We start from the raw sequence: 25444 nt of genomic DNA, 5'->3' as shown, positions 1-25444 counted from the left end.
TGTATATAAGAAGTATATAACGAGAGATGTGTCAGGGAGTGATACAGGTAAAGTTTTTTTCTTCGATCAAAACGGGTAAAAAGTTAAAAAAATCGTTGGCGGCATATTGCCGATTTTTTCTCGGAATAATTTTAGGTTTACCGTATTCCGTCAATACAGCTTACTCATTTTCCGCACTTCCTCTTTTACCGCTTCGATAAGCTCAGCCGGATTAAGCACGGTAACGGCGCTCCCGAAGCTCATAACCCAGTGCAGCGCTTCCGGCAGTTGATTCGTTTCAAATGAAAGATACACGCTGCCGTCGCCGTTGTGTCGAAGATGCTGCGTCCGGTGCCAGCTACGTTCTAAAATATACGTACTTATCTTTTCGTCGAACAAAAGCTCTATTTTTACAGGAGCGCAGTCGGTATTCCAAACGCCGAATTCGCTGTCAAAATATTTTTCGGGGCTGAAATCTTTCGGGCGCTCAAAACGATCTTCCGTCGTTTTCGGATTTTTCATTCGGGAAAACGCGAATATCCTGCACTCTTTGTGTTTTAAACAATGGGCGAGCATGTACCAGTTTCCCTTTTGGCATATCACGTGATAGGGCTGCGCGACCCGCGCGCGGTATGTCTTATCGCCGAGCGATCTGTATTCAAAAGCGAGCGTGCGCTGCATTTTCAAGCCTTCAAAAACCGCATAAAAAACACCGTTTTCTATCTGCGGCAAAGGATCGCTTATAAAGCTTAAATCCTTCGATAAAAAAAACGAATCGACGGAAACTTCTTCGGGCATCAGGTTTATAATCGTATCGAAGATATTTTTCATGGACGATTCGAGCGGCGTATTTCGATACTGTTCCAACAGCGGAATAACCGCTGAAACCGCGAACAGATCGCCTTCGGACAGCATGACGCTCTTTATAAAAAATGTCGGATCGGTATAATAATAACCGCGTTTTTCTTCGTCATATTCAAGCGGCGCGTTGTACCGGTCTCGCAAAAAGTCGATGTCGCGCATAATCGTGCTGCGCGAAACTTCAAATTCTTTACATAAATACGGCGCATTCGGAAATTTTCCGCTGCGGATAATTTCGTCGATTTTAAGAATGCGAAAGACTTTAACTTTTTCTTCGCGCTCTTTTTTTATCTTTTGTACCATATCGTTTATCAGTATAGCACCGATTTATAAAAACGCGCTAAAAATATTTTCCGCTGCCCACCAGCGCTCCCTGACACGCCCAACAGGACGCGAAGGATCGCAGCTCCGGTCGCGCGGATGTACCCGGCGCGCTGCAGCCCCGTGTCGCCGCGGGCATGCCAAAAGCTTGATCCAAAGCCCAAAAATACAAAAAATCATTCCCTACTTGAATAATATGAGTTAAAAATTTATTATTAATTATGGCTAAGACCGTAGATGTATTCGCGACGGATACACTTACAGAAACATTTATCGAAAAATCAGTTCTCAACGCCGGAAGGAAGATCTTACAGGAAAAAAATATCGCAAAGATCGAGGAATTCGCTCTTAAAATAGCGGGCGCCTTTGGAGTGAATGATTCCGTTTCAATTTCCGAATTTGCCGATGAAAAAAAACTGATAGCCAGTTTTAACGATAATATGACGCTTTTGATCCAAAAAACCTGGGTGGAAAAATCCGATGCGGAACTTAAAGAGCAGGTTTTATATCAGCTTGAGCAGTTTTGTTCTCTCATTGATTTTGATACGTGGAACAAAGCGTATTCTCCGTTTTTAAAAATAATATACGATGCGGTTTATCTGATGTTCGGCAGTCAGGCAAAACAGGAAGATTTTCTTGAATACGCTTTCCGCATAGATCCCGGATTCGGGATTTTTTGGTGGTATATCCAGCTGCTGCCCCAAGAAACGGATTGGACGTCGGAAAAATGCAGGATTATAATTTTATTGGGTATGTATTTTCTGGCTAATTACTAGAATTCGACAGTCCGGAGTTTTACAGCTCCGTTTTTTTATGTAAAATGGTTAAATATGGATATTACGGCTGTCTGTAAGGGTTTGCGAAAAAGTTCAAAGATATTGGCAGGGCAAACGGCAAAACAAAAAAACGACGCCCTCGCTTCGGTCTGTAAGGCTATTGAAAAACGTCGAAAAGAAATTCTTAAAGCTAACGAAAAAGATATAAAAAAGGCCGCTCTCGCGGGAATGAGCGAAGCGCTCATAGAACGGCTTTCTCTGGACGATAAAAAGATCGACGGAATAATAAACGGCATACGGACAGTCATAGCGCAGTTGGATCCGATAGGAGAAGAAATTTCCGGGTGGAAGATGCCCAACGGAATATATATCCGTCAAATCCGTGTTCCGATCGGAGTAGCCGCCATTATTTACGAGTCGCGTCCTAACGTAACGGCAGATGCGTTTTGTCTTGCTTACAAAAGCGGTAATGCGATCTTATTGCGGGGTTCGTCTTCCGCGCTTTTTTCAAATAAAGAAATAATAAGAGCGATAAAAGAAGGACTCTCATCTTGCCCGGACGGCGTTTCCGGTGCGGTGGAGCTTGCGGATTGTTCGGATCGAAGCGACGTTGACCGGATACTTAACGCGGTCGGCCTGATCGACGTAGTTCTGCCGAGGGGCGGCGAAGGCCTTATAAAAACGGTTGTGGAAAAAGCAAAAATTCCCGTCATTCAGACGGGGAGCGGCGTTTGTCACATTTACGTAGACAAAACAGCGGATAATGTAATTGCCGCCCGTATTGCGGAAAATTCCAAAATACAGCGTCCAGGTGCCTGCAATGCCGTTGAAACCGTTCTCGTTCATAAAGATGAAGCTGATGAATTTTTGCCGCTTTTGGAAAGGCAGCTTGCAGGCCGGGTACAGCTTCGCGCCGACGGAAGGGCTTTTGAAATTTTGCATTCCGAAGCTAAAAAAAACGGAAGGGATTGTGTAATAAAAGCGGATGACAAAGATTTCGGATTTGAATTTTTAGATCTAGTTTGCGCCGTAAAAACGGTGGATTCTTTGGAAGAAGCCGTTTCGTTTATAAACGAACACGGAACGAAACACTCGGATTGCATAATAACCAATGACCTTGTCAGTGCCCGTAAATTTCAGCAGCAGGTAGACAGCGCATGCGTTTATGTAAACGCTTCCACTCGCTTTACGGACGGAGGGGAATTCGGGTTCGGAATGGAACTTGGAATAAGCACTCAAAAACTTCACGCACGAGGCCCCATGGGGATAAGAGCTCTTACGACTACAAAATTCCTGATTGACGGAGAAGGACAGATCAGATGAGCGATTCGGGAAACGGAAAGATACTTGCCGAAGTTGTATCGCGGTCAAGAAAGATCATCATAAAGATCGGCAGCAATACGCTTGCAAAAGAAGACGGCACTGCAAATTTTGAATTTATGCAGAGCTTTTCCGCACAATGTAAGAATTTGATAAACAGGGGAAAACAGATAGTGTTGGTTTCTTCCGGGGCGCAGGTAAGCGGTATTTCAACTATATCCGGCTGGGCTCATAAAAGGGACGTACATTATCGGCAAGCTTTGTGCGCCATAGGGCAGGTCGAGCTTATGAATAACTGGAGAAAAGCCTTCGGCGAACAGAGTTTGCACATAGGTCAGCTTCTTTTAACAAAGGACGATTTTGCCGACGATCACCGCACTTTAAATATCCGAAATACGTTGTTCACGCTTGTAGACGAAGGCGTTATTCCCATTATAAATGAAAACGATTCGGTTTCTTTTGACGAAATCCGTATAGGCGATAACGATAATTTGAGCGCTTTGACGGCAATTTTGTGGAGTGCGGATTTGCTCATATTGTTCAGCGATATCGACGGAATATACACCGATAATCCTAAGACGAACAAGGATGCAAAACTTATAGAAACCGTGAGCGACATAGAAGATCTTAGGAAAAATATAAAAATCGGAAGCGCGAACGATTTCGGTTCCGGAGGAATAGAAACCAAGCTCCAAGCCGCCGAAAAGACGACATCATACGGGATTCCGATGATCCTAGCTAACGGAAAACAAAACGACAGCCTTGAGCATATTGCCGACGGACGCGGAAAAGGAACATTATTTTTGGCGGATGAAAAATGTCTTATCCGCGCGGTCGGAAGAGGATAGTATTCGGCCGATTTTATAACACAATTTGGGAGGAAGTATGAAAGATATTGCAAACATTACGATAGGCTGTATAGGAGCCGGAACAATGGGAAGCGCGCTTTTAAAAGCTATGACAAAAATCATAAGACCTGAAAAAATATTTGTTTCTTCCCTTAATTTTGAAAACGCAAAAAAGTTTTCCGATGAAACAGGATGCACGGTCTGTAAAACCAATGCGGAAGTCGCTTCTTTTTCGGATTTTTTATTTTTGGGAGTAAAACCGTCCGTAGTCTTTCAGGTTTTAAACGAAATAAAGTCTTCTTTAAGAAATTCTTCGGTCATAATATCAATGGCGGCGGGAATTCCTCTTGAAAAACTCCAGACGGCGGCGGAAGGTTTTTCCGTCATGCGTATAATGCCTAACATGAGCGCGCTCGTGGAACAGGCGATAACGGCTCTGTGTTGTTCCGCCGACGTATCTGCAGACGACATTGAAGTTGTAACAAAACTGCTTGAATGCGCGGGCAAGGTAGAAAATGTCAGCGAAAGTCTGATGGACTGCGTTACTGGCGTAAGCGGTTCAAGCCCGGCGTTCGTGTTTATGTTTATCGAAGCGCTCGCGGATGCGGCCGTGCGTTACGGAATGCCGCGTCAGCAAGCCTATGTCTATGCGGCGCAGACGGTAAAGGGCGCGGCTTCAATGGTATTGGAAGACGGAAGATGCCCGGCTGCATTAAAGGATGCCGTTTGTTCTCCCGCAGGCACAACTATAGAAGGGGTCGCTTGTCTTGAAAAAAACGGGTTCCGAAGCGCTGTGATTGAAGCCGTCAGTGTCGTCTGCGATAAGGCAAAAAACCTGAGTAAAAAGTAGAAGGCTAAAGGTAAAGGGACTGTCCTGGAAGTCGTACTGTTACGGCGCGATCCTGGGCTTATCGGAAAGAGTTCCCCGTGTGCGAAAGGACGCGCAACCGGATTACGACGTTTCCCGAAAGGCAAACCGCATGTTAAACAACATCGGAATAATAAGCTATCGTGTAAGCGGCGATCTCTTTAAAACCGCATTTTTTATATAACTCATACGCATTCGTATTTTTGTCTTTTACAAAGAGGACGCAGTTTTTTTGATTTGAAAAAAGAAAAGAAATGAGGCTTTTTAAAACGGCGAAGGCAAGTCCTTTTCTGCGGTATTCGGGAACGGTGTATATCCCGCCTAGCTGAGCCCATTCCCAAGAAAGCGAGGACGTTGCGGCTTTTGCAACTGCGGAACCGTCTTTTGTAAAGGCTGCAAATATATATTGCTCTTTCATTCGGCCGGAAAGCATGTATCGGCAGATCACAGGATCTGCCTTGCGCCCGAAAGGCAAAACTTCTTCTTCCTGGTACGCTGTTTCCAGAGGCAAAAGATTTAAGACGTCCGCTTGTGTACAGCGTCTGATTTCTACATCGAGAAAAGCCTGACAAATTTTTTTTTCGCTTTCACAAAAACCGTTGTTCTTTAATTCCATCAGACGGTAAGAATTTTTTATTTTATATTTTACATTGTTTATCTTTTCAAGAGCGGAAATAAGATATGCCGAACCGACAGCTTCGCCGTTGATGCCGGAAACGGAATGTTTTTTTAATACTGCGGCGACGTCATTTTTTAAAAGATCCGTTTGAAATTCTTTAGGAATATAGTGCATGAGCATATTCCCGCCGGATAAAGCGATAACGCCTTTTATTTCACCTTTTATCCGGTTATAAAGCGCGTAAACGGAAGTTTCTTTTTTTTTCAAGGATTGAATGAGAGCCACGCAAAAAGGTTCATGTTTTTTTAAAAAATCATGTATGGCTTTATCTTCACGGTCTACCGGAATAAAATTCATAAAGCTTGAGAAGGCAAAGATTTTGCAAGGTAAAAACCCTGTATGGAATCGCAGCCCAATTCTTTTAAAAGATCGAACTGATGATCCGTTTCAACTCCTTCGGCTATTACTTTAATGTCCAATCTATGGGACATGTCTATTATCGCCTTTACGATATTTACGCCGGACTTGTCTTTGGGAATCGGATCTATAAATGATTTGTCTATTTTTAAAAGGTCAAGGGGCAAAAGGCGCAGGTAATTAAACGACGAATAACCCGTTCCGAAATCGTCAAGAGCGATATGAATTCCCATATTATGTATGGCCGTTAGTTTTTCTATTACGGAATCAAAGGAATTTATAGCTATAGATTCCGTAACCTCGATTTCAAGTTTATCGGACGGCATACCGGTTTCTTTTATAACGGAGGCTAAATTTTCAATAAACAGAGGATGTTCAAATTGTACCGGTGAAATATTAACCGAGAGCAAGGGAGAATTATACATGTCCTTTATGACTTTAAGATATTGATTTATGCTTTCCCGTAAAACCCACTTTCCGAACGTTATGATGTCGCCGTTTCTTTCCATGATAGGAATAAAGACTGAAGGTCGGATGTCGCCGAAATCCTTTGAGGTAAAATACGAGAGAACTTCGAATCCGCGAAGCTCTTTTGTATCCGTATTGAATTGCGGCTGGAATAAAAGCGAAAAAGTTGAAATCTTTTGAAACTCTTTTTCATTTTCGTCCAGGGCCTGCACCGGCATTATTCCGCTGTCAAGATCCTCCAGCGTGTAATGAATATCCGTTTCCAAAGCTATGCTGTTTCGTAACACGTTGTTAAAAATGACGATACGGTTTTTACCGCGTTTTTTAGCTTCGTACAAGGCCATGTCCGCATATCGAAGAATTTCAGAATCGTTTTGCGCATGTTCCGGAAAGCGCGCAATACCTATGCTGCATGTTACGGAATAATTTTTATTCTTGTATATGAACGGCCGTGTTATACCGATTTTTATTTTTTCGGCCGTTAAAAGCAGTTGTTCATCCGTGTGAGATTCGGAAACTATCAAAAGAAATTCGTCGCCGCCCATACGTCCCAAAAGCATGTTCGGTTCTACATAACAGGCAATATTGTGCACGACTTCCTGTAAAAAAATATCGCCTATCTTATGCCCGAGCGTATCGTTTATGACTTTAAAATTGTCCAAGTCAATAAACATTATTGAAAAAGAAGATGCGGGAAGTTGAGGATCCGTCATGTTTTTAAGCGTATCGGATATTTTTCTTCTGCTTGCAAGGCCGGTCAATTCATCCGTGTAAAGAAGCTGTTCCATTTCGACTTTTGATTTATTAAACTGACAAATCAAATTCTTTTGTCGGTAATAAATAAAGAATAAAAAACCGGCGGTAGCCAAAGGATTTAAAATTCCCGGAAGAACAAATACGTTATACTTGATCAATATTGCAAGAGCAAATAAAAAAGGGATTCCGTTTAAAATTTGTATAAAGATAAAACCTTTACATTTAAAGTTTAAAACCACAAAGCAGAATATGAATATAAGAAACAGGCTCGAAACGGAAAAAAACGAAGAAATAAACTGTATTCGGCCGTTATTTAAAAGTTCCTGTGCGATAGGCGTCTTGAGTTGCATAAAAAATATGTAATGCGCAAAAAAAACAAAAACAAACAAAGAAATACGGGCAAGGAGAAATTTTTTGTTATGCGGTTCGCTATTTACTGTTTCCATGCTCACAATAAAGAATTATAAAACATATAACATAAAAAAACTATAATTTTAACGCTATGTTGTTACATTATTAAGCCATTTTCCCGAGCGTACGCGGATTATTCCGGCAATTGACTTAAATATGTTTTCACACAGAAGGCATGCGTATACCTGCCAAGGATGCCAGTGTAAGACAAGCGCAGTTACAAAGCCCATCGGTATTATGATCGCCCACATCCAAAACAGATCATGAAACGCCGCATATCTCGTGTCCCCGCCGGATCTGCAAATACCTACTATAAACAGCATATTAAACGAGTTAAACGGATAAAACCATATGAGGGTCCAAAGCATTAACCGGGCCTGCCGCAGTATGTCGGATCCCACTTTAAAGAAGGACGGCAAAAACAAAGAAAACGGATACAAAAGGCAGCCCACTGCAAATCCTACAGCCGGTATGAAAAAGGCAAAGTGCTTTGCGTATGCGCGGGCGCTTTTTTCATTTCCGGCGCCTATCTGTTTTCCTATTATGATTCCTGCTGCGCTGCCGAAGCCTATGACGAAAACCCATGACAGCTGTGAGATAGTTCCGGTGATATTAAAGGCTGCTATGGCCTTTGTTCCGATGCGCGCGAAGATAGCGTTTTCAAAAGTGATTCCCGTGCCCCATAAAGTTTCGTTAAACAATACGGGAAGCGCGGTTTTTATAAATTTCGCTACGAACGAACGGTCGAAGCTTAAAAGCTCCTTTAACGTGCCGCAGGGTTCGTATTTTTTTGAATACGAATAGCATAAAATGATAGCCATCTCTATGCTGCGTGAAATAAGCGTAGCGACGGCCGCCCCCAAAACACCCAAGGCAGGAATAAAAACGCGTACGCCTAAAAAAGACAGATTCAGCCCGAAAATGAGGATCAAGTTAAAAAACGCGTTTAGGATAACGGAAACAAACGTTGAAAACATAGGTAAGCGCACGTGCTCCGTGCTCCGGAATGAAAACTGGTATGCAAAACTTATAGCCGTCGCAGGATAGCTTAGCCCCACGGCGCGAAGATATTTTGCTCCGCATTCGATTACTTTGGGATCCTTTGAATAAAAACCTATGAGAATTTCCGGTATGAACAGCGTGGCAAGGGTAAAGATCAAAGAAACCGCGACTGAAGCGGAGAGCATTATGCCCAAAACCTGCCGTATGCGGCGTACGTCGTTTTTCCCCCAATATTGGGCTATGAATATGGAGCCTCCGCTTGCAATGCCGAAAAGTATCATATTCAATATGAAAAATATTTGGTTTCCCAGCCCTACGGAAGCTATTTCCACAGCGCCGAGCTGACCTACCATAATGGTATCGAGCATATTTACAAAGGTCTGCATGAGCTGCTGCAGAGTTATGGGAACGGCGATTAAAAAAAAGTTTTTATAAAATCCGGGAACTTTTTGTGTTTTCATCATAGCTTTTATTACATCAGGCTGTAAACGCCGGCTAAGCCCTAGTTTCTGAAAGAATGAATCGGCGCGGGTATTCTTCCTCCCCGATTTATAAAATCCTCGCAACCAAACCTGTTTACGGATATTATCGGCGCGCCTCCCATTAAACCGCCGAATTCGGCCCAATCACCTTCTTTTTTGCCGGGAACGGGAATAATCCTTACAGCCGTGGTTTTCCCGTTGACCATGCCGATCGCAAGCTCGTCCGCCATTATACCGCTTATCGTCGCCGCGCTAGTATCGCCGGGGACAGCGATCATGTCCAAGCCCACGGAGCAAACGGTCGTCATAGCTTCAAGTTTTTCTATAGTGATGGAATGATCTTTTACGGCGTTTATCATACCTTCGTCTTCGGAGACGGGAATAAAGGCTCCGCTCAATCCGCCCACGCTTGTGCTTGCCATAACGCCGCCTTTTTTTACCATGTCCGTGAGCATCGCGAGCGCGGCCGTAGTTCCGGGAGCTCCCGCCCTTTCCAGTCCGCATTCTTCAAGAATACGCGCCACGGAATCGCCTACGGCAGGCGTAGGTGCCAGAGAAACGTCCAAAATGCCGAAACTTACGCCGAGTCTTTTTGCGGCCTCGGTTCCTACAAGCTGCCCCATGCGCGTGATCTTAAAGGCGGTTTTTTTAATGCCGTCGGCAAGGACGTCTATGGGTTTGCCCTTATATTCTTGCGCGGCGGCTAAAATTACACCCGGGCCCGAAACTCCGACGGAAAGAACGGCGTCGCCTTCTCCCTGCCCGTGAAAGGCCCCCGCCATAAACGGGTTGTCTTCCGGCGCATTGCAAAAGACTACCAATTTTGTGCAGCCGTAGGCGTCTTTCTCTTTTGTGAGTTCCGCAGTATTCTTTACTATATTGCCCATAAGTTTTACGGCGTCCATATTTATGCCGGACTTTGTAGTTCCGAGGTTTACCGAAGAACAGACCCTGTCGGTTACGGCAAGAGCTTCCGGAATGGAATTTATGAGCGCAAGATCTCCGGGTGTAATCCCTTTTTGAACCAAAGCGGAAAAACCGCCTATGAGATCGACGTTAAGTTCTTTTACAGCTTTGTCCAGTGTAACGGCCCATTCCACATAGCTTTTTTCTCCGCTGGGCTCCGCAATTAAAGAGATAGGCGTAACCGCAATACGCTTGTTTATAATAGGGATTCCGAATTCTTTTTCAATTTCCCCGCCTACCTTTACAAGATTTCCGGCGCGGCGCATGATTTTGTCGTATATCTTTGTGCGGCTTTCTTTTCCGCTTGAGCAGGCGCAATCGCGAAGCGAAATGCCCATCGTTATACAGCGTATATCCAGTTTTTGCCGCATGAACATGTTGACCGTTTCTTGAATTTCGACCGGTGAAAAAATCATATATTAACCCCGTAGCAGTAAACTTTAAACATCATATCCGAACGCAAAGAATATATCAAATATTAACATTAAAGAAACGGTAAGAATAAATGGCGGACAATTATTATCTATTCGGAGTTCGTTCCATTGGATACGTTCCGCAGGACATACTTCTTTGTATAATTTTTGACATTATTGTAATTACGTTTTATAATTACACAGGACAGTAAAAATGCCGAAAGGTAAGTTAGTCATAAAAGAGCAATTTGAGTGGTTTAGCGAAAAAAGCGAAGTAAATAAAAAGCATGGATTTGTCTTTGATGAAATTCTTGATGTATTTGACGACCCATATTTTTATGAAATTTATGACATTAAACATTCGGAGCTTAATCAAACCAGATACAACGGTCTCGGATATGCGAAAGGTAAATTACAGGTGGTGCAAATTGCATACACGGAAAACGGACGGACGCATATAATTTCAGCTCGTCCTGCTACATCGCAGGAAAGGAAAATGTATTATGACAGAGTTAGAGAAATTTATAGCCAAATGTGAAGAGAACGCCGTTTCCGACGAGCAGATAGATACTTCAGACATTCCCGAACTCACGGAATCGGATTTTGCAAGGGGACACTTTAAATATTGGAAACCTGCAAAAAAAAGCATTACAATCCGTATCGATGTTGATAATTTGGCTTGGCTTCAGAGCGTGGGCAAAAAAGATTATCAATCTCGTCTGAATAGCGCTTTGCGGTGGGCGAGAATGAATGATTGCCCCGTAGACCAACTTTAACATTAAAGCATGGAAGACAGTCTTTGTTTTCCGTAAATCGTATTGTTTCCGTTGCAGGCATAAGCTATTGCGCATGTGATAAAAAAATACGGAAGATATTTAAAGCCGAAAACTTCGCAGCCGATAAACATGGGGGCTAGAAAGGTATTTGTCGCGCTGCCTAAAACTGCGGCGGAACCCAGCGCCGCACATAAAACCGGCGGAAGTTTTACGATACCCGCAAAAACATAGCCGAAAGAAGATCCTATACAGAGCAAGGGAGAAATCTCGCCGCTTTGAAACCCTGCGCTTAAAGAGATAACTGTAAAAAGAATTTTTAAGATCCAATCCCATAAATATACTTTACCGCCGTGGAATACCGAATGGGTTATACCGAGGCTGAGCCCCGAATAGCGTCCCCGGTATAAGGCTATGGAGGCTGCGCTTATTACCAAGCCGACAATAAAAATCCTGGCACAGTCGTTGGGTAAAATTTTCTGCAGCAAAAGGCGCATTTTTTTGTCCGCAGTCGAAAAAATCCGGCCTACCATACAAAATGCGAGAGAGGCGATAACTATGCGGAATATGTTTACTGCGGTAAACGATATTTCCGCATCAATTAAAACGGTTTCCATCGGCACTCCTAATTTACCTGAGACAAAAGAAGCCGTAAAAGCTGTGATCAGAGAAGGCAGAAACGCTTCGTAGGCGAGACTTCCGGCTATGAGCACTTCAAGGGCAAAAAACACTGCGGCTATGGGAGTTCTGAAAAGCCCTCCGAATCCGCCTGCAATTCCCGCTATCAATAAAATGCGGGCGATTCTGTCGTTGCGGAAAATTTTTCCTACTCTAAAACCCAGCCCCGCTCCGATCTGTATGGCAACCCCCTCTCGCCCCACGCTTGCACCGAACAAGTTGGAAATCCACGTAGAGATGATGATGAACGGTATGATCCTTTTAGGGACGGAAGGCTTTTCGCCGTATCCCACTTCGAAAATCAAAGAAACACCTTCAGCGCTTGAGCCGCCCCAACTTTTATAAGCCGATACTATGATAATTCCTGCGGCGCCCAAAAACGGAATAAAAAACAGCGGGTGCGATACGCGAAGCGCATCAAGGAACAAAAGCCCTCTCCCGAAAACTGCGCACACCAATCCTGCAAAAACACCTGTAAAAACAGATAACAATAAGATCAAAAAAACGTATGCTTTGTGTTTAATAAAATCAAAGACAACCTGCATTCAAGCTCCCTTAAAATTCAACAGTCGAACAAAATTTCAATTTTCGACCAAATGCAATTCGTACGCACTTTGCGCACAGTTCAATTTATTTTATGAATTATCGATAATCTTATACATAGGTCTTTCTTTGGGGTGAAACTCAAGGATGTGTTTTTCACAAGGCAGAACTTCAGTGGGGTCATGAGTTACATGTAGCAATGTCGTGGTTCCGCTTTCGGCTATGGTTTCCAGCAAATTCAATATATTTTCTCTGTACGATTTGTCAAGCCCATGGCAGGGTTCGTCTAAAATAAGGATTTTAGGACATTTAACCGCTGCGCGCAGTATTAAAAGCGCCCGCTGCTCTCCGTAGCTTAAATTCCCGAAAAGTTCTTTTTTTCTGCCGGAAAAACCGCCCAGGTTTAACCATTTTTCAGCCGTGATAACTTCCAGGTCGGTTTTATGTTCGTAAAGACCTATGGAATCGCGGAAGCCCGAAATGATTACCGATTCCAGATCTGTTCCGCCGAGCATCCGATATTCTACGTGCATTCTGTACGACACTATTCCCAACTTGGATTTTATGTCCCAAACGGTTTCTCCCGATCCGCGGCGCTTTCCGAACAAGGAAACGTCGTTGCAGAAAACCTGCATATTGTCGCCCGTTATAAGCTCCAAAAAAGTTGTTTTCCCCGAGCCGTTCGGGCCTCTTATGAGCCAGTGTTCGCCTTCGTAAAGCGACCATGTAAGATCGTCCAAAACGACATGACCGCTCCAAGCCACATTGACGCGCTTCATTTCAACTAGGATCTTGCGCTCTGCCCGTGACGCCTTGTCTGCATTGCCGGCCGTTTGACATAAAGACCGCGTTTTAAAAGACTCATCGTTTAACATAGAAACTTCGGCTATAAATGTTTTTTTACGGCTTTTAAGTTCGGAATTATTTTCTTTTTCGCGCTTAAAAAGCAAATTCTCGTAATCGTTTTTCGATCCGCAAAAACTTATCTTTGCTCCGGTAAATTCGATCACATCAGTTATCGCGCCGGGAATTTCGGAATATCTGTCCGACGATAAAATTATATAAGGCAAAGTGTCGTCGATGCGGGAAGACCGTTCTTTTACCGTTTCGTCAAAAAACTTAAACAAAACGCTGCGGCTTTCAGAATCCAGGCCGGCGAACGGGTTGCTTAGGATGAGCAGTTTTTTCTTGGAAAAAAGAGAGCGGCACAAAAGCGTGCGTCTGATTTCGCCGGTGGACATGTATTTTAGTCCTCTGTCCAGAATATCTTCTATTCCGCAGAGCTTTACATATCGGTCGTTTTCAAGACATTTTATATTTTCAGGAAGAATTTCGTTTTTCTTTACGCTGCGTGAAAGAATCGCTTCTGCAAGAAAAATGCGCCCTGTTCTGCCCGCGTCTACGCCGTCCGGCGAAAATTCGCTGTCGTCGTTTTTACGCTCCTCTTCGATGAGCGCGGCGGCTCTTTCCAGCGAAACGGTCTCTACGGAAGAAGAGAAAACGTTTTTATAATAAGAGCTGTCCTCATTCGGTTCGCAAGATGCACTGCCGGATACACCGTTTCCCGAAAGCGCCTTTAAAAACACTTCTTTCCCTTCGCCGCCGGGGCCCGTCACAAGCCACGCCTCGCCGCTTTTCATGGTCCAGTTTAGATTTTGAACGAGGGCTTTTCCGCGGTCTTGTATGCGGCAATTTTTTATGGATATAAGGCACGAGCCGTCTTGCATATAGAAAGTATACTACAATAACGTGTTTTAAGTCATTTGATAGTACAAAACGTAGCAAAACCTAAACGTCGCGTATTGTGCGCCATGTGGCACTACGGCGCCGCCCTCGAGAGGGCAACTCTTTCTGCAGCGGCACATTTTAAGGAATAGTTAATCCGAATTTGAAATTTTTAAATATCGGGTGTAATATATATATGGGCAAAGGAAAGTTCCGCTTTGATATCCAGACAATATCATCAATCTTCCCGTCTATATTGAACTCTTTGTCCTCCTAATAACCGGTAGTAAGTTTTACTGCCGGTTTCGGTTTTTAAATCAGGGTTAAGCTGTAAAACGGCGCGGTACCTAGACACAGGGGTTCGGTTGTGGCGAGTCCGCAGTCTGCCGTTTTATTTGCAGCCGTGTTTTTGTTGTGAAAATATTTTTCTTCAATTAAGCTATACGAAGTTTACCGAAAAAGCATTGCACTCAGCAGTTGCCAGGGAATGCGTATTCGAGGTATTCGCGCGCAATCGAAACCGTGCGGTACACCGTGTCGACCGGCGTCGCGATCGCATCCTTCATGCGCCAGTGCGGGAAAAAGCGCGTGACGTGAAGGGGAATAGTTTTGTCGATTTTCGAAACCCACTGCGCAAGGGAGCGAATCTCATCTTCGCCGTCGTTTTTTCCGGGAACGATGAGCGTCGTAAGTTCGACGTGCGTCCTCTTCGCACAGCGAGCAATCGTATCTTTGACGACATCCAAATTGCCGCCCAAGGTCTCATACCACTCATGCGTAAACCCTTTTAAATCGATATTCATCGCATCGACATACGGCAGCACTGCTTCGAGCACCTTGGCGCTGATGCAGCCGTTTGTGACGACGACGTTTTTCATACCGAAAGAGCGCACGATACGTGATGCATCGCGCACGTATTCCCACGATACAAGCGGCTCGTTGTACGTGTAGGCGACGCCGATATTGCCGCAGGGGATAAGCGATAAAGCTTTTTCGGCAAGAGCCTCGGGTGAAACATACACCGTTTCGATGCCGCCGCCGCTCTGTGAAATCTCCGCATTTTGGCAAAACGGGCAGCGCATATTGCAGCCCCAACTTCCTGCCGACAAAATCACGCTTCCGGGAAAAAATCGGTAGAGCGGCTTTTTTTCGATAGGATCGAGGGCTAATGCTGTGAGCCGTCCGTAATTGAGAGGGACGATTTTTCCGCCCCTGTTCATTCGGGAGCGGCATTTTCCAGTTCGGCCTTCGGCGATCGAGCAGCGGTAAAAGCACGTATCGCACACGGCCGGCGCTTGAAGACCAGCGTTTTTTACGCTTACATCGTCTTTCATAGCAGGCTCTTGAAATCAATAATGACGCACGACTTCGAAGCGTTCGATTTCGGGATTTTCGCTCATAGCGATGCCGCCTTTTTTGCACGCAATTCCTATTTGCTCGTCAATTGTGTTTACCGTTTCGAGGTTCGGCAAAAGTAAGCCGCGCCTGCTTCCCTTTGTCACTATGACGCCGTAGCGCTTTACGTCGAGCTCGGTTTTCGACGAAATTTTTTCAGGGCTCGAGAGAATATCAACGCTGTATACGAGAGATGAAAGTTCGTCTTCCTCCACTTCGGAAAACCGCGGATCGAAAGCGGCGGCGCTTACCGCATTGTGAGCGATCTCTTCGGCGATGTTTGCGCACACAGGGGCGATCGTTCCGATACAGCCGCGGAGCATGCCGTCTTTTTTAAGCGATACGAAAACTCCTGCGCGATTATCTAGCAAATCGCCAGAAAGCTTCATCATCGGATCGGAACCGCTTGATCTCACGGCCGCGCCGCCTTCGATGCGGAGCATTCGCTTTGTCCGCACATAGGTTTCAACCGTAAGCCTTGCAAGGCGGACATATTCGTCTTCGCTTTTTTTCCGCTCATCAAAAGCTCGCCGTTCGTCTTCTTCGTACCGCTCCAAAAAATTGCGCGCTTCGTCACTCCCCGTCACGCCATAGATACAAATCCCGTAGCCCACGCCGAAAGGCCCTTCGTAGGAAAGCCTTTCCGCGCGGACTGCCGTGCGGTCGAGGCTTCCCGCCATAATGATAAACGAACGGTGACCGCACTCCGCAGCGTTTTCACAAAAATCAGGGCTGAACAAGCTGGCCGAAAGTAGCTTTCCGAAATCTGCATTTCCCATAACGTTCATGATGCGCTCATCGTATACGGGGCCTTCCGCGCGAAATCCGTATGGCCCGTCCTCTTTCAGCACATGAGACAGATCTCCGCTTGCAACGACGACAACTCTTTTCTCCGTTTTTTCCGCAGCCCGACGGATGCACTCGCCGAGCGCATAATGCGCTTTGTACGACTGCCCCGAAAGACCGATGCGCACGAGCTTATAATCTGTGTAATACTTATTGATAAAATACAGCGGCACAGCAGTACCGTGGTCGAGCGGCGCATGTACCTCCCCTTTCGCACCCGCCGCAATCTTTGCCGCGTCGGCTTCGCGGCAGACGGCTTTAACAAAACCGGTATCGTAAAAAAGGTGAAAGCTCACTTCCGGTGCGCCGAACTCGGAAAAATCTCCGAATGCTTCTGTGCCAGGGGAAATATGAAAATAATCGCGATAGAAAGTTGCATGTGGAGACGTGACGACGATCGTTTCGGGCTTTAGACTCGCGATCTTTTTTGCAACCTGCACATATGCGGCAACCGTCGCCGCAATATCATCTTCCCTGCCGCGCCCCACTTCATGCACGATTAGCGGAGGATGCGGAACCATAAACGCGCCGATTATCGCCATAGCAAACTCCCGTTTTAATAATTATTTTGTATTATTTTGCCGCTCCTGTAAAAGCGCGGCGCTTTCTTAAAATAATTGTACTCCATTTTTTCTGAGCCGTAAACGCCGTCATAAGGGCGCGCCCGAAGTTACTCGCGTCTTTGGCGCGCGTTCATCCTATGTACACGGCGCATGTCTTCCCGCGAATTTGACTGACGGGCGCGTTCGCGGTATTGTTATCGTATGGAAACTGCAGCGAATTATTCCCTTGGCGGAAACGCCGACTATATCCCACAGGCGTAAAAGCGTGATATGCAAAGAATGTTATTCCGAACAAAACAGAGCGACTCCCTTGCTTAATGCCGCGGAATGTTTAAAAAATCATACTCAGTACATATGCGGTTCCTGCGGAAGATGTATTTGCATAGAGCATACGGAACGAGGCCTGCAAAGGTGGAATTTTCCTTTTAGAACATTGGAAATCGCAAAGCTGTATTTAAGGACGGCGGATTATACGGTGAAAAATTGCTGCGGCGTCTATGAAATAAAAAATACAAAAAGTAAAATTTCGTACAAGATTTTATCAGGAAAGGACGACTTGCTTTTATATCTAAAGAAAAATCCCGATAAAAGCTGCAAAGAAGAAAAGCCGGTTTTTTCCGTAAAAGAATACTCTGAATTTCCCAATACGGAAGTACGAAAATTAACCGCTTTGGAAGCCGAAAAATATCTGTCTGAAAGATAGAATTAAACGGACTTTTAGAATAACCTTTATCGGGAGGATAACTATGAGCGAATTTAGCGGTGTGGCCGATACAATGCTTATACCTATGGCGGCGCGGATTTATGCGTCAAAACGTTTTCCGGAATATTTTTATGACGAAGCGGCTTTGTCTCTGGAAGAAAAAATACCCGGAGAAACGCTTGAGCGGATTTGGAAATCATCTTCTGAATACACTATGCTGGCTTCCGTAGCCCGCTATCACAATTTTGACGAGATAACGAAAAACTTTATTGCCGCGCATGAAAAATGCAACATCATTAATCTGGGCGCGGGACTTGAAACTGCGGCATTTCGGCTGCAAGCAGAAAGTGTGCAGACAACCGGGACGCAGGCAAACATCATACAAGCAGACAACTTACAAGCGGCAAATGTACAGGCATCCGGCAACCATACTGTCGACATACGTACCGCCGGCACATATACGGGCGGCGCAATTTTTTACGAAATCGATTTGCCCGAAGTTATCGAACTGCGCAAAAATATCTTGGGTAAAAAAGGAAACGAGACTCTCATAGGAGCCGATCTTTTTACGCTGAAATGGGCTGAAAACATAGACGCCTCCCTTCCGTCTTTGCTGGTTGTTTCAGGCGTGTTTCAGTATTTCCATGAAGAAAAGATTCTGTCTTTTTTGTCGGATGTTAAAAAACGTTTTCCTGCCGGAGAATTGATTTTTGATGCGACGAATGAGATCGGCATAAAATACGCGAATAAGTACGTTAAAAAAACCGGCAACGCTTCGGCGCATATGTATTTTTACGTAAACGATTGTTTAGCCTTTGCAAAAAAATGCGATATGGAGCTAATCGAACGGCGCACGTTTTATACCGCCGCGCGAAAAATGTTGAAGCGTAAACTGAAGCTGTATACCCGCATAGCGATGAAAGTGTGCGACGACGGCGGAAGAACGGTCATCTTACATTTAAAACTTAATTGAGCGGACATAGAGCCCCGAATGCCGAATATGCTAAACGAAACGGGCGCAGGTTAAGTACAATCAGCTTCATCCTTCCGATGAAACCGCACAGAAGGGAATTCTACGTCGTCTTTTTGGCAAGGCAGGTGAAAACATCCGTATTACGGCTCCGTTCTGGTGCGACTACGGTTACAACATGGAACTCAGCAAGAATTTACGCAAACCATAACCTTATCGTCCTTGACGGTGCAAAAGTCGTATTCTGCGGCAATGTGTTTATAGTGCTGAAATGCGGTTTTTATACGGCGGGGATCCTATTGATTTTGAGCGCCGAAATCAGGGATTGGAATACGCCTACCCTATCACGGTCGGTAATAATGTCTGGATCGGAGGCGGCGTGCAATCCTTGTAAAGTAATTCGTCCTATTACGGAAGAAGACAAAAAGACCTGCTGGAACAGGTAGTTTAAATTAAAAACAGAATGTAAAAATATTTCAACTGGCTTAAAAGGCGCGTAAGACAAAGCCGGAAGCAACTCTTCAAGAATATTCAGGCTAGTAGCGAATGACATAAATGTATCGTAGGAATTCTACTAAGACCGGAATTATATGTAAGTTTTTTACTTTTATTTTATAGATTATAATCTATGATCTAAAGTAGTATAGTGAAAAAAGTTCAATATAATACCGTGTCTGTAAAAATATAGTGGATAAAATATGGTGATAAAACCTGATTGGGATATATTTAAATCTAATTTTCCTGAAAGCTCAGAATGCAATTTTGAGTGGATGTGTTATCAGTTATTTTGCAGAGAGTTTGGAAAAGATAAAGGAATTTTTCGGTTTTACAATCAGCCGACATTAGAAACGGAACCGATAGAATATAATAACGATATTATAGGTTTCCAAGCAAAATTTTATACAGTAAATCTTTCAGAACGAAAAGGGCAAATACTAAAAATTATAAGTGATTTAAAAATTACATATCCTAATTTAACAATTCTTTATTTTTATACAAATCGCGAATGGACACCGTCATCGATAACCCGTGATAGAAAAACTAGGGTTCAAAACGATATTGAAAAATATGCATTAAAGAAAGGAATTAAAATTGAATGGAAGACCAAAAGTTATTTTGAATCCGAATTTGTAACAATCAAAAATGCAGATATAACGCAATATTTTTTTAATAGTAATACAAATGAATATTATAAAAAAATAAAAAAAATTCAAAAAGAAGATATTGATTTACTTGAAAATAAAATATTTTCAACTTCGATATATATAAATAACAACGAGCAGCCTTTATTTGGAAAAAATATTTTAAGTGTTTTTATACTCGATCAATTAAAAAATAGTGAGCTACATAGTTTTCCCGATATTTTTATTCGTGGTGTAGCGGGAATTGGAAAATCTACAGAAATGAAAATCGCATATAATAAACTTTTAGAGAAATGCTCCGGCGAAGATTGTTATCGGGAGTTTCATTTTTTGCCTACGCCATATTTCTTTGAATTAAAAAACTATCAAGAAGGTTGTTTCAAAATAAATGGAAATGAAAACCCGATATTATTTCTTGATGGTATAGATGAAATTCAGAATTCAAAGCTGCTCCCTTTTATAAAAGACTTGTCAAATTTGAAATCCCAGAATTCATCGGTTAAATTTATTATTTCCGGTAGAGATGCGGCTTTTCCTTCCGAAATAAACGGGTTTAAACATATTGATGTGCGATTGTCATTTTATATCGATTCGGAATTACAGAATTTAATATACAATTTTAAAGGAACCGTTTTCGAACCTTTTGTCGGAATTCCCTTTTATAGACTTTTTCTTTGTTCTACAAATTTTAAAAATATAAAAACGTACAAAGAATTTATTATGACATTAATAACATCTAGGTTGGCACAGGATAAAGAAAAATCGGACAGAAGTGAAAATATTTTATCCTCGACAGGAATGGGTATAGATCTAAATCATATTCAAAATACTTTGGCAAAATTTTCCTATGATCTTTTTAAATCCGGAAAAAGAGTTTTTTCTACAGAGGATATAAAGAAATATTTTAATACCACAGAATATTCATTCGTGTTAAAATCCTGCATTTTCGATTATAAAAATGATAACACTATCAGTTTTTTTTCAAACATTTATTTCGAATTCTTTGTTGCAAAATATTATTCAAAGAAAAATTATTCGCTGGCTCGAAAGGAATTATTTATTTCTACCGGTAAAGTCAAAGTTCAGTATGTAAATATTATTGCGATATTGATGAATTATATTTCTAATACGACGAAATTATACAAAAAGATTTCCAAACAGCTGAAGCAGGAAACCGGCGCTTACATATTATTAACAGATTATGTTTGTTTGCCTATAGAAAAGCGATTTCATTTTTATAAAAAAATTGTTGAAGAATATAATAACAGAAAAAAAATTATTTATTATTTATCTTTTAAACATCAAAAAGATTTATTGAAAAATATAGATTCTTTATCTGATGCGGTGCATAAACTTTTACCGGAATATTTTTACGATGATGCTATAAAAATTCACTGCGACATAATTTTAAATTTCATAAAGAATCCTGTAGCTGATGAAATAGTAACATTTGAAAATGCAGTTATTCTGTTAGGTGTTCATAACACTTTTTGGCAGGAAAAACAGCAAGATTTATTAAAAGAAATATCGATTCCTTTAATCAAATTCTTCAGAGAAAATGAACTTGCCGAACAAATGAAAGGTCTTCTGTCCGAAGATATAATTTTGGGTTGGTATCAAGATTATAACTGGACGGCCGGATGGGGTGAAAAAGAATGGCTATCTTTTATAAAGAAAGTACTTAACGATATCCATTTAGATTTTTATGATTTTAAATCCGAGTCTGAATTTCGAATCAAATTAAAACTGTTTATTCATTTTCATACAAATATCTATATCAGGAGTCTTCTTGTACCTCTCGCAAAAAAGATTTTAGAAAATGAAAGAAATAATACGGACATGGCTTCCGTTGTACCACATGAAGTTGATGATGAATTTAAAACTCCTATTTTACATTTCGATAATGATATTGCATACTTTTATCACATATTAAAAACCTACGAAATCTCCATATCCGATATATTACATGTTTTGAATTTTTGTGCTTGCAATTATATACAGTATAATTTACCGTATCAGACGGAAGAAATATATATAGAAATTATCAATCAGTTTAAAAATAATATCCATTGTATTACCGATGTTGAAATGCCGGAATTATATAAACTTTTTGTAACTTATATAAACACTGAGTCCTGTATATATATTTCAGATTTTTTCGAATATATAAAGCCGTTAAATGATAATCGGAAAAAACAGTTATTTGTTTTATTAGCGAAAGATTTAAGACAAAAAGTGGAATGGCGTAAACTGTGGATGCTGCGTGAGTCTATAGTTATACTCCTTGATATAACAAAAAAAGAAGACTCTTGTTTGCTTTTTGAGCAATTAAAAAAAATTGATAACATATATCGTGACTGTATTGCGTATATCTATGCTAGAAAATTAAACGAACATCCGCTATATGGAATAGCTGTATCTGAATACCCTAAATTATTTCCCGAACAATTAAAAAAAGATGAAATTTGCAATCGACGTATTGCTGAATTCGAAGCTGAAAAACAAACGATGTTTAATAAGGAAATAGATATTATTTTAAATAAAGAAAATCTCCTTAATGAAATAAATCATATTTTTAACTATCTTGATAAAACTGTAGATTCTTCTAAAAAAGATACTGCCCGTAGCAGATTATTGGATTTAAGGATTGATCATATAGGTGGCAAAATAAAATACGATTATGAAGAAAATCATTCCGATTTGCCCATATTTTCTCAGTTTGTACTTGAATATTTATTTGCTTGTACAAGAGATGATCGCCGTTTGGATCGCATGCAAGCAATTAAAAATATAGAAGATTGGTTTTCAGATGAAAAATATTTTTGGCGATATTTCTTTTGGTTGTATATTTGTTGTCATAAAAAAGAAGAAACAGATAGTTATTTGAAAAAATATCCTGAATTACTTGAGAAAATTACTAATTCAATGGAAAAGGAAGCTTCTTGCTTTTTGGAAAATGACAGCATAGATAAATATGATGACGGAGAAAATCGTTTTTGGGTTGTTCCGTTTGTTCATTATATTAATCGTTTATACAATAATAAATTACCCAAATGGGTTGATAAAATAAAAGTTTTAAATTTTATAGCCTTTCCTGCATGGCAACTTGCTACCGAGTTTTATTGTCATATTAACAGTGAATTTAAATGGGAAAAGTGGAATTCGGTTTTTGACTGGATAGAAGAAGTTGCTGGAATTTCTTCCGATGCTGTTATAAAAGAAGCTTTAACCTTACTTCCGAAGTTAAAGTCTGACCAATCTCAGACCCAAATCATTGCAATATTTGTTAAAAACGTAAAATCGGAATCTGTATATAGACAGGATATGTTGGGTGCAATCTTTGATAAAACGATTATTGAAATACGAAAAGATTATAAAGACCATAATCACACATCAATTATGAATGCGGGCGCTCTTTCTTCATTTTGGTACGAAACCGGAGAAAACTTTGTAGAAAGAATTTATTCATATATAGACTTTTCAAAATACGATTCTAATGATGTGAACTATTGTCGAAAGGCGGTTTTGGAATATTTCTGTAAAGTGGCAAATCAAGAACAAAAGAATACAGTCATTGTTTTGTTAAAAAATCGGATTGCAGAATCTAATGTCAAAATATATCTTGCAAAATTAGGATATGAAAAAGCAATAATAAAGCTTATAGATGAATTTCTTGATGGAGCAAATTTTAATACTAATCTGACTTTTCATACACCTTTATTTGGAAAATCTAAAAAATCTATGCGCCTGTTGAATAAATACTATCAGTTATACAAATATTCTATGGAAAAAGATAACGATAGAAGGCGATATTTAATGGATTATGCAAGAGTTGGAATTTTACAAACTGTAATAAAACATAATTTTTGGTTTATAAAATGGAAATTAAATAAAATCATAAAGAGATTGAAAGCGAAAGGACTTTATTTTGAGGGTATTCAGGATTTTTTGAATGAAATAGAACAGAAAGTTTTCGGAGATGATAATTGATAAAAGGAGATCTCAAGGATGGTATCATTAATCATACAATTCATAATTACAACAATTATATCTGTAAGTTCATTGTTTACAGCGATTTTTATACCTTGGCGGATAATGAAAAAACAAAACAAAATCGCTATTTTTGACAAACGTTTTGCAGTTTATCAAGAAATAAAGAAAATAGTTGCATTTGCAGAACCTGTGCAAAACTTAAAAGGCCTTCCTAATAATCCTACTGAAAAACAATTATCGATTGCTCTTTTAAGTGTTTGGTGTCAACGAAAATGGGAAACAGAAATATTATGGGAAGAATTTAGTCATATTAATGATGTTAATACAACAATGAAGTTGTTTAATGCGATTGGAAAAAGACTTGAAAAGCAAATTACTTTGTTAGAAATTTCAGAGTTCTTGTTTAATAAAAACACTTTTAATTTTGTAAATGATTTAAAAATAAAATATAACGATTTAATCGTAAGTATGGAAAGATCATTTATAACGAATAAGACAAGTAATTTCTGTCAAGTAAAAAAGGATTTTTGTTCTTTTGTAAATGAAAGAGGATCTGAAATTAAAACTCTAGAGAAGGAACTAAAGCTATAAGGAAATTGATAACATATTCAAAGTAAATATTGGCAAAACAATGTTTTCGTCACTCTATCCACAACAATATCTCAAAATAAAAAGTAAAGCCTCAAGAGAAACCGGCCGATAGTAGTAACTGCAAGATTTTATTTAAATTCGATATATGGAATGTTTTTATTTTGGAGGTTTCTATGAAAAAGATCTGTCTTTTAGCTTTATTTTTATCATCTGCAATTCTGGCGGGAATTTTTGCCGATCCGCCGTCTTTTAAAATAAACGGAAAAGTGAAGTCTTATACAAAAACGAACTATGTGATAACGCAAAAATTCGGCGATTATTTTCGCACGCCGGACATAAGGTATACTTATAAATTTGACGAACAGGGGCGGGAAACCGACGTTTCGGAAATCACGGCGGCGGGTATTCTTTTAAGCAAGATCACCAACTCATACAACGAAAAAGGCCTCGTCGCTTCAAAGATAAGCACGGATGCGGCCAATATTACAGAGTGGCGCATATCGTTTACATATAACGACGACGGTCTTGTCATAGACGAATCGGAATTCAATAAAAACGACACGCTTTCCGGAAGAACGATTACAAAATACTCCGACGACAAAACCCAGTGCGAAGAATCGTCATACAATGTAAACGGACAGCTCATTTGGAAAAACATCCATAAATTCGATTCTTCCGGCAGAAAAATCGAAACAAATCAATATTTTGCCGACGGCACTTTGGATCAAAAACAAAAATACACTTATAACGACGAGGGAAGACTTGCGGAAGTCAACAGCTCGGACGGATTCGGCAAGGCCGTAAAAAAAATCCAATATCGTTTTGACGAAAAAGGAACGGTCACGGAGACTGCGGTATACGACTTTGTTACCGGCGCTGAAGAAAGGGAATTTTATCGCTATAACGAAGACGGAAATCTTATCAGAACTACAACGTATAATGTAGCAAATAAATTCGACACGATCGTAAACGAATTGATCGCTATGAGCGAGTACGCTTACGAAAAATGACGGCA

20 protein-coding genes and 1 pseudogene are annotated in these 25444 nt (G+C 41.2%); 12 read left to right on the top strand and 9 right to left on the bottom strand.

Features of this window, described 5'->3' with window-relative positions; translation table 11 throughout:
- Window positions 1–150 precede the first annotated feature (150 nt).
- Entirely contained in the window at window positions 151–1143 is a 993-nt protein-coding gene (locus HRQ91_RS00830) for a helix-turn-helix transcriptional regulator (RefSeq protein ID WP_246473248.1), read from the bottom strand.
- A gap of 239 nt (window positions 1144–1382) precedes the next feature.
- Between HRQ91_RS00830 and HRQ91_RS00825 the strand changes: the two genes are divergently transcribed.
- Genes HRQ91_RS00825 through proC form a run of 4 tightly spaced genes read left to right on the top strand, consistent with a single transcriptional unit; the run spans window position 1383 to window position 4955 of the window.
- On the top strand, window positions 1383–1937 hold the full coding sequence (locus HRQ91_RS00825) for a hypothetical protein (protein WP_210119842.1): 555 nt from the start codon (window positions 1383–1385) through the stop codon (window positions 1935–1937).
- Between the two features lie 54 nt (window positions 1938–1991).
- Entirely contained in the window at window positions 1992–3260 is a 1269-nt protein-coding gene (locus HRQ91_RS00820; protein ID WP_210119841.1) for a glutamate-5-semialdehyde dehydrogenase, read from the top strand.
- Window positions 3257–4105: a glutamate 5-kinase gene (gene proB, locus HRQ91_RS00815; protein ID WP_210117384.1), complete on the top strand. Its 849-nt coding sequence runs from the start codon at window positions 3257–3259 to the stop codon at window positions 4103–4105. Before HRQ91_RS00820 ends, proB begins: the two co-directional genes overlap by 4 nt.
- A gap of 37 nt (window positions 4106–4142) precedes the next feature.
- A complete protein-coding gene (gene proC, locus HRQ91_RS00810) occupies window positions 4143–4955 on the top strand; it encodes a pyrroline-5-carboxylate reductase (protein WP_210119840.1) in 813 nt (270 codons plus the stop codon).
- A gap of 133 nt (window positions 4956–5088) precedes the next feature.
- Here the strand turns inward: proC and HRQ91_RS00805 are convergent, their stop codons facing one another.
- From HRQ91_RS00805 to HRQ91_RS00790, 4 genes are read right to left on the bottom strand one after another with little or no spacing between them, the layout of a single operon-like run.
- Window positions 5089–5949: a GNAT family N-acetyltransferase gene (locus HRQ91_RS00805; RefSeq protein WP_210119839.1), complete on the bottom strand. Its 861-nt coding sequence runs from the start codon at window positions 5947–5949 to the stop codon at window positions 5089–5091.
- The gene (locus tag HRQ91_RS00800; RefSeq protein ID WP_210119838.1) at window positions 5946–7679 is read right to left on the bottom strand and encodes a putative bifunctional diguanylate cyclase/phosphodiesterase; all 1734 of its coding nucleotides are present in this window, start codon (window positions 7677–7679) and stop codon (window positions 5946–5948) included. The genes HRQ91_RS00805 and HRQ91_RS00800 overlap by 4 nt, the downstream gene beginning before the upstream one ends.
- A gap of 54 nt (window positions 7680–7733) precedes the next feature.
- A complete protein-coding gene (locus HRQ91_RS00795; RefSeq protein ID WP_246473247.1) occupies window positions 7734–9110 on the bottom strand; it encodes an MATE family efflux transporter in 1377 nt (458 codons plus the stop codon).
- Between the two features lie 38 nt (window positions 9111–9148).
- Window positions 9149–10510: a PFL family protein gene (locus HRQ91_RS00790; RefSeq protein WP_210119837.1), complete on the bottom strand. Its 1362-nt coding sequence runs from the start codon at window positions 10508–10510 to the stop codon at window positions 9149–9151.
- Window positions 10511–10721: 211 nt separating this feature from the next.
- Here HRQ91_RS00790 and HRQ91_RS00785 point away from each other — a divergent pair, with 211 nt between their 5' ends.
- Window positions 10722–11045 carry a BrnT family toxin gene (locus tag HRQ91_RS00785; protein ID WP_210119836.1) on the top strand — a complete coding sequence of 108 codons (324 nt, stop codon included), beginning with the start codon at window positions 10722–10724 and terminating at the stop codon, window positions 11043–11045.
- On the top strand, window positions 11011–11283 hold the full coding sequence (locus HRQ91_RS00780) for a BrnA antitoxin family protein (protein ID WP_210119835.1): 273 nt from the start codon (window positions 11011–11013) through the stop codon (window positions 11281–11283). Before HRQ91_RS00785 ends, HRQ91_RS00780 begins: the two co-directional genes overlap by 35 nt.
- A gap of 2 nt (window positions 11284–11285) precedes the next feature.
- On the opposite strand, the gene HRQ91_RS00775 is transcribed toward HRQ91_RS00780, so the two are convergent.
- The 4 genes from HRQ91_RS00775 to amrA all read right to left on the bottom strand — a co-directional run bounded on the left by HRQ91_RS00775 (window position 11286) and on the right by amrA (window position 17009).
- Window positions 11286–12503, bottom strand: coding sequence for a chloride channel protein (locus HRQ91_RS00775; protein WP_210119834.1), 1218 nt, complete (start codon window positions 12501–12503; stop codon window positions 11286–11288).
- 90 nt (window positions 12504–12593) lie between these two features.
- Entirely contained in the window at window positions 12594–14228 is a 1635-nt protein-coding gene (locus tag HRQ91_RS00770; RefSeq protein ID WP_210119833.1) for an ATP-binding cassette domain-containing protein, read from the bottom strand.
- 468 nt (window positions 14229–14696) lie between these two features.
- Window positions 14697–15560, bottom strand: a complete 864-nt coding sequence (gene amrS, locus HRQ91_RS00765; RefSeq protein ID WP_210119832.1) for an AmmeMemoRadiSam system radical SAM enzyme — start codon at window positions 15558–15560, stop codon at window positions 14697–14699.
- Between the two features lie 15 nt (window positions 15561–15575).
- Window positions 15576–17009 carry an AmmeMemoRadiSam system protein A gene (gene amrA, locus HRQ91_RS00760; RefSeq protein ID WP_210119831.1) on the bottom strand — a complete coding sequence of 478 codons (1434 nt, stop codon included), beginning with the start codon at window positions 17007–17009 and terminating at the stop codon, window positions 15576–15578.
- Between the two features lie 289 nt (window positions 17010–17298).
- On the opposite strand from amrA, the gene HRQ91_RS00755 reads away from it, so the two are divergent.
- The 6 genes and pseudogenes from HRQ91_RS00755 to HRQ91_RS00725 all read left to right on the top strand — a co-directional run bounded on the left by HRQ91_RS00755 (window position 17299) and on the right by HRQ91_RS00725 (window position 25439).
- Window positions 17299–17733: a hypothetical protein gene (locus HRQ91_RS00755; protein ID WP_210120693.1), complete on the top strand. Its 435-nt coding sequence runs from the start codon at window positions 17299–17301 to the stop codon at window positions 17731–17733.
- A 43-nt stretch (window positions 17734–17776) separates the two neighbouring features.
- Window positions 17777–18706 carry a class I SAM-dependent methyltransferase gene (locus HRQ91_RS11725; RefSeq protein WP_246473246.1) on the top strand — a complete coding sequence of 310 codons (930 nt, stop codon included), beginning with the start codon at window positions 17777–17779 and terminating at the stop codon, window positions 18704–18706.
- Between the two features lie 79 nt (window positions 18707–18785).
- Window positions 18786–18914 (top strand): annotated as a pseudogene (locus HRQ91_RS11810) (hypothetical protein); the annotation flags it as partial.
- Window positions 18915–19401: 487 nt separating this feature from the next.
- Window positions 19402–23835, top strand: a complete 4434-nt coding sequence (locus HRQ91_RS00735) for an NACHT domain-containing protein (RefSeq protein WP_210119829.1) — start codon at window positions 19402–19404, stop codon at window positions 23833–23835.
- A 105-nt stretch (window positions 23836–23940) separates the two neighbouring features.
- Window positions 23941–24429 carry a hypothetical protein gene (locus tag HRQ91_RS00730; protein ID WP_210119828.1) on the top strand — a complete coding sequence of 163 codons (489 nt, stop codon included), beginning with the start codon at window positions 23941–23943 and terminating at the stop codon, window positions 24427–24429.
- 173 nt (window positions 24430–24602) lie between these two features.
- Window positions 24603–25439, top strand: a complete 837-nt coding sequence (locus tag HRQ91_RS00725) for an RHS repeat domain-containing protein (RefSeq protein ID WP_210119827.1) — start codon at window positions 24603–24605, stop codon at window positions 25437–25439.
- Window positions 25440–25444 lie beyond the last annotated feature (5 nt).

Source organism: Treponema parvum (assembly GCF_017893965.1).
In the GTDB taxonomy this organism is placed as follows: domain Bacteria; phylum Spirochaetota; class Spirochaetia; order Treponematales; family Treponemataceae; genus Treponema_D; species Treponema_D parvum.
Note: the sequence above shows the minus strand (reverse complement) of the source record. Positions and strands in the feature narration are given on the sequence as shown.

Bases quoted from the DNA above. Each gene is read 5' to 3' on its own strand.
- HRQ91_RS00830 (WP_246473248.1), bottom strand. From the start codon at position 1,143: ATGGTACAAAAGATAAAAAAAGAGCGCGAAGAAAAAGTTAAAGTCTTT.
- HRQ91_RS00825 (WP_210119842.1), top strand. From the start codon at position 1,383: ATGGCTAAGACCGTAGATGTATTCGCGACGGATACACTTACAGAAACA.
- HRQ91_RS00820 (WP_210119841.1), top strand. From the start codon at position 1,992: ATGGATATTACGGCTGTCTGTAAGGGTTTGCGAAAAAGTTCAAAGATA.
- proB (WP_210117384.1), top strand. From the start codon at position 3,257: ATGAGCGATTCGGGAAACGGAAAGATACTTGCCGAAGTTGTATCGCGG.
- proC (WP_210119840.1), top strand. From the start codon at position 4,143: ATGAAAGATATTGCAAACATTACGATAGGCTGTATAGGAGCCGGAACA.
- HRQ91_RS00805 (WP_210119839.1), bottom strand. From the start codon at position 5,949: ATGAATTTTATTCCGGTAGACCGTGAAGATAAAGCCATACATGATTTT.
- HRQ91_RS00800 (WP_210119838.1), bottom strand. From the start codon at position 7,679: ATGGAAACAGTAAATAGCGAACCGCATAACAAAAAATTTCTCCTTGCC.
- HRQ91_RS00795 (WP_246473247.1), bottom strand. From the start codon at position 9,110: ATGATGAAAACACAAAAAGTTCCCGGATTTTATAAAAACTTTTTTTTA.
- HRQ91_RS00790 (WP_210119837.1), bottom strand. From the start codon at position 10,510: ATGATTTTTTCACCGGTCGAAATTCAAGAAACGGTCAACATGTTCATG.
- HRQ91_RS00785 (WP_210119836.1), top strand. From the start codon at position 10,722: ATGCCGAAAGGTAAGTTAGTCATAAAAGAGCAATTTGAGTGGTTTAGC.
- HRQ91_RS00780 (WP_210119835.1), top strand. From the start codon at position 11,011: ATGACAGAGTTAGAGAAATTTATAGCCAAATGTGAAGAGAACGCCGTT.
- HRQ91_RS00775 (WP_210119834.1), bottom strand. From the start codon at position 12,503: ATGCAGGTTGTCTTTGATTTTATTAAACACAAAGCATACGTTTTTTTG.
- HRQ91_RS00770 (WP_210119833.1), bottom strand. From the start codon at position 14,228: ATGCAAGACGGCTCGTGCCTTATATCCATAAAAAATTGCCGCATACAA.
- amrS (WP_210119832.1), bottom strand. From the start codon at position 15,560: ATGAAAGACGATGTAAGCGTAAAAAACGCTGGTCTTCAAGCGCCGGCC.
- amrA (WP_210119831.1), bottom strand. From the start codon at position 17,009: ATGGCGATAATCGGCGCGTTTATGGTTCCGCATCCTCCGCTAATCGTG.
- HRQ91_RS11725 (WP_246473246.1), top strand. From the start codon at position 17,777: ATGAGCGAATTTAGCGGTGTGGCCGATACAATGCTTATACCTATGGCG.
- HRQ91_RS00735 (WP_210119829.1), top strand. From the start codon at position 19,402: ATGGTGATAAAACCTGATTGGGATATATTTAAATCTAATTTTCCTGAA.
- HRQ91_RS00730 (WP_210119828.1), top strand. From the start codon at position 23,941: ATGAAAAAACAAAACAAAATCGCTATTTTTGACAAACGTTTTGCAGTT.
- HRQ91_RS00725 (WP_210119827.1), top strand. From the start codon at position 24,603: ATGAAAAAGATCTGTCTTTTAGCTTTATTTTTATCATCTGCAATTCTG.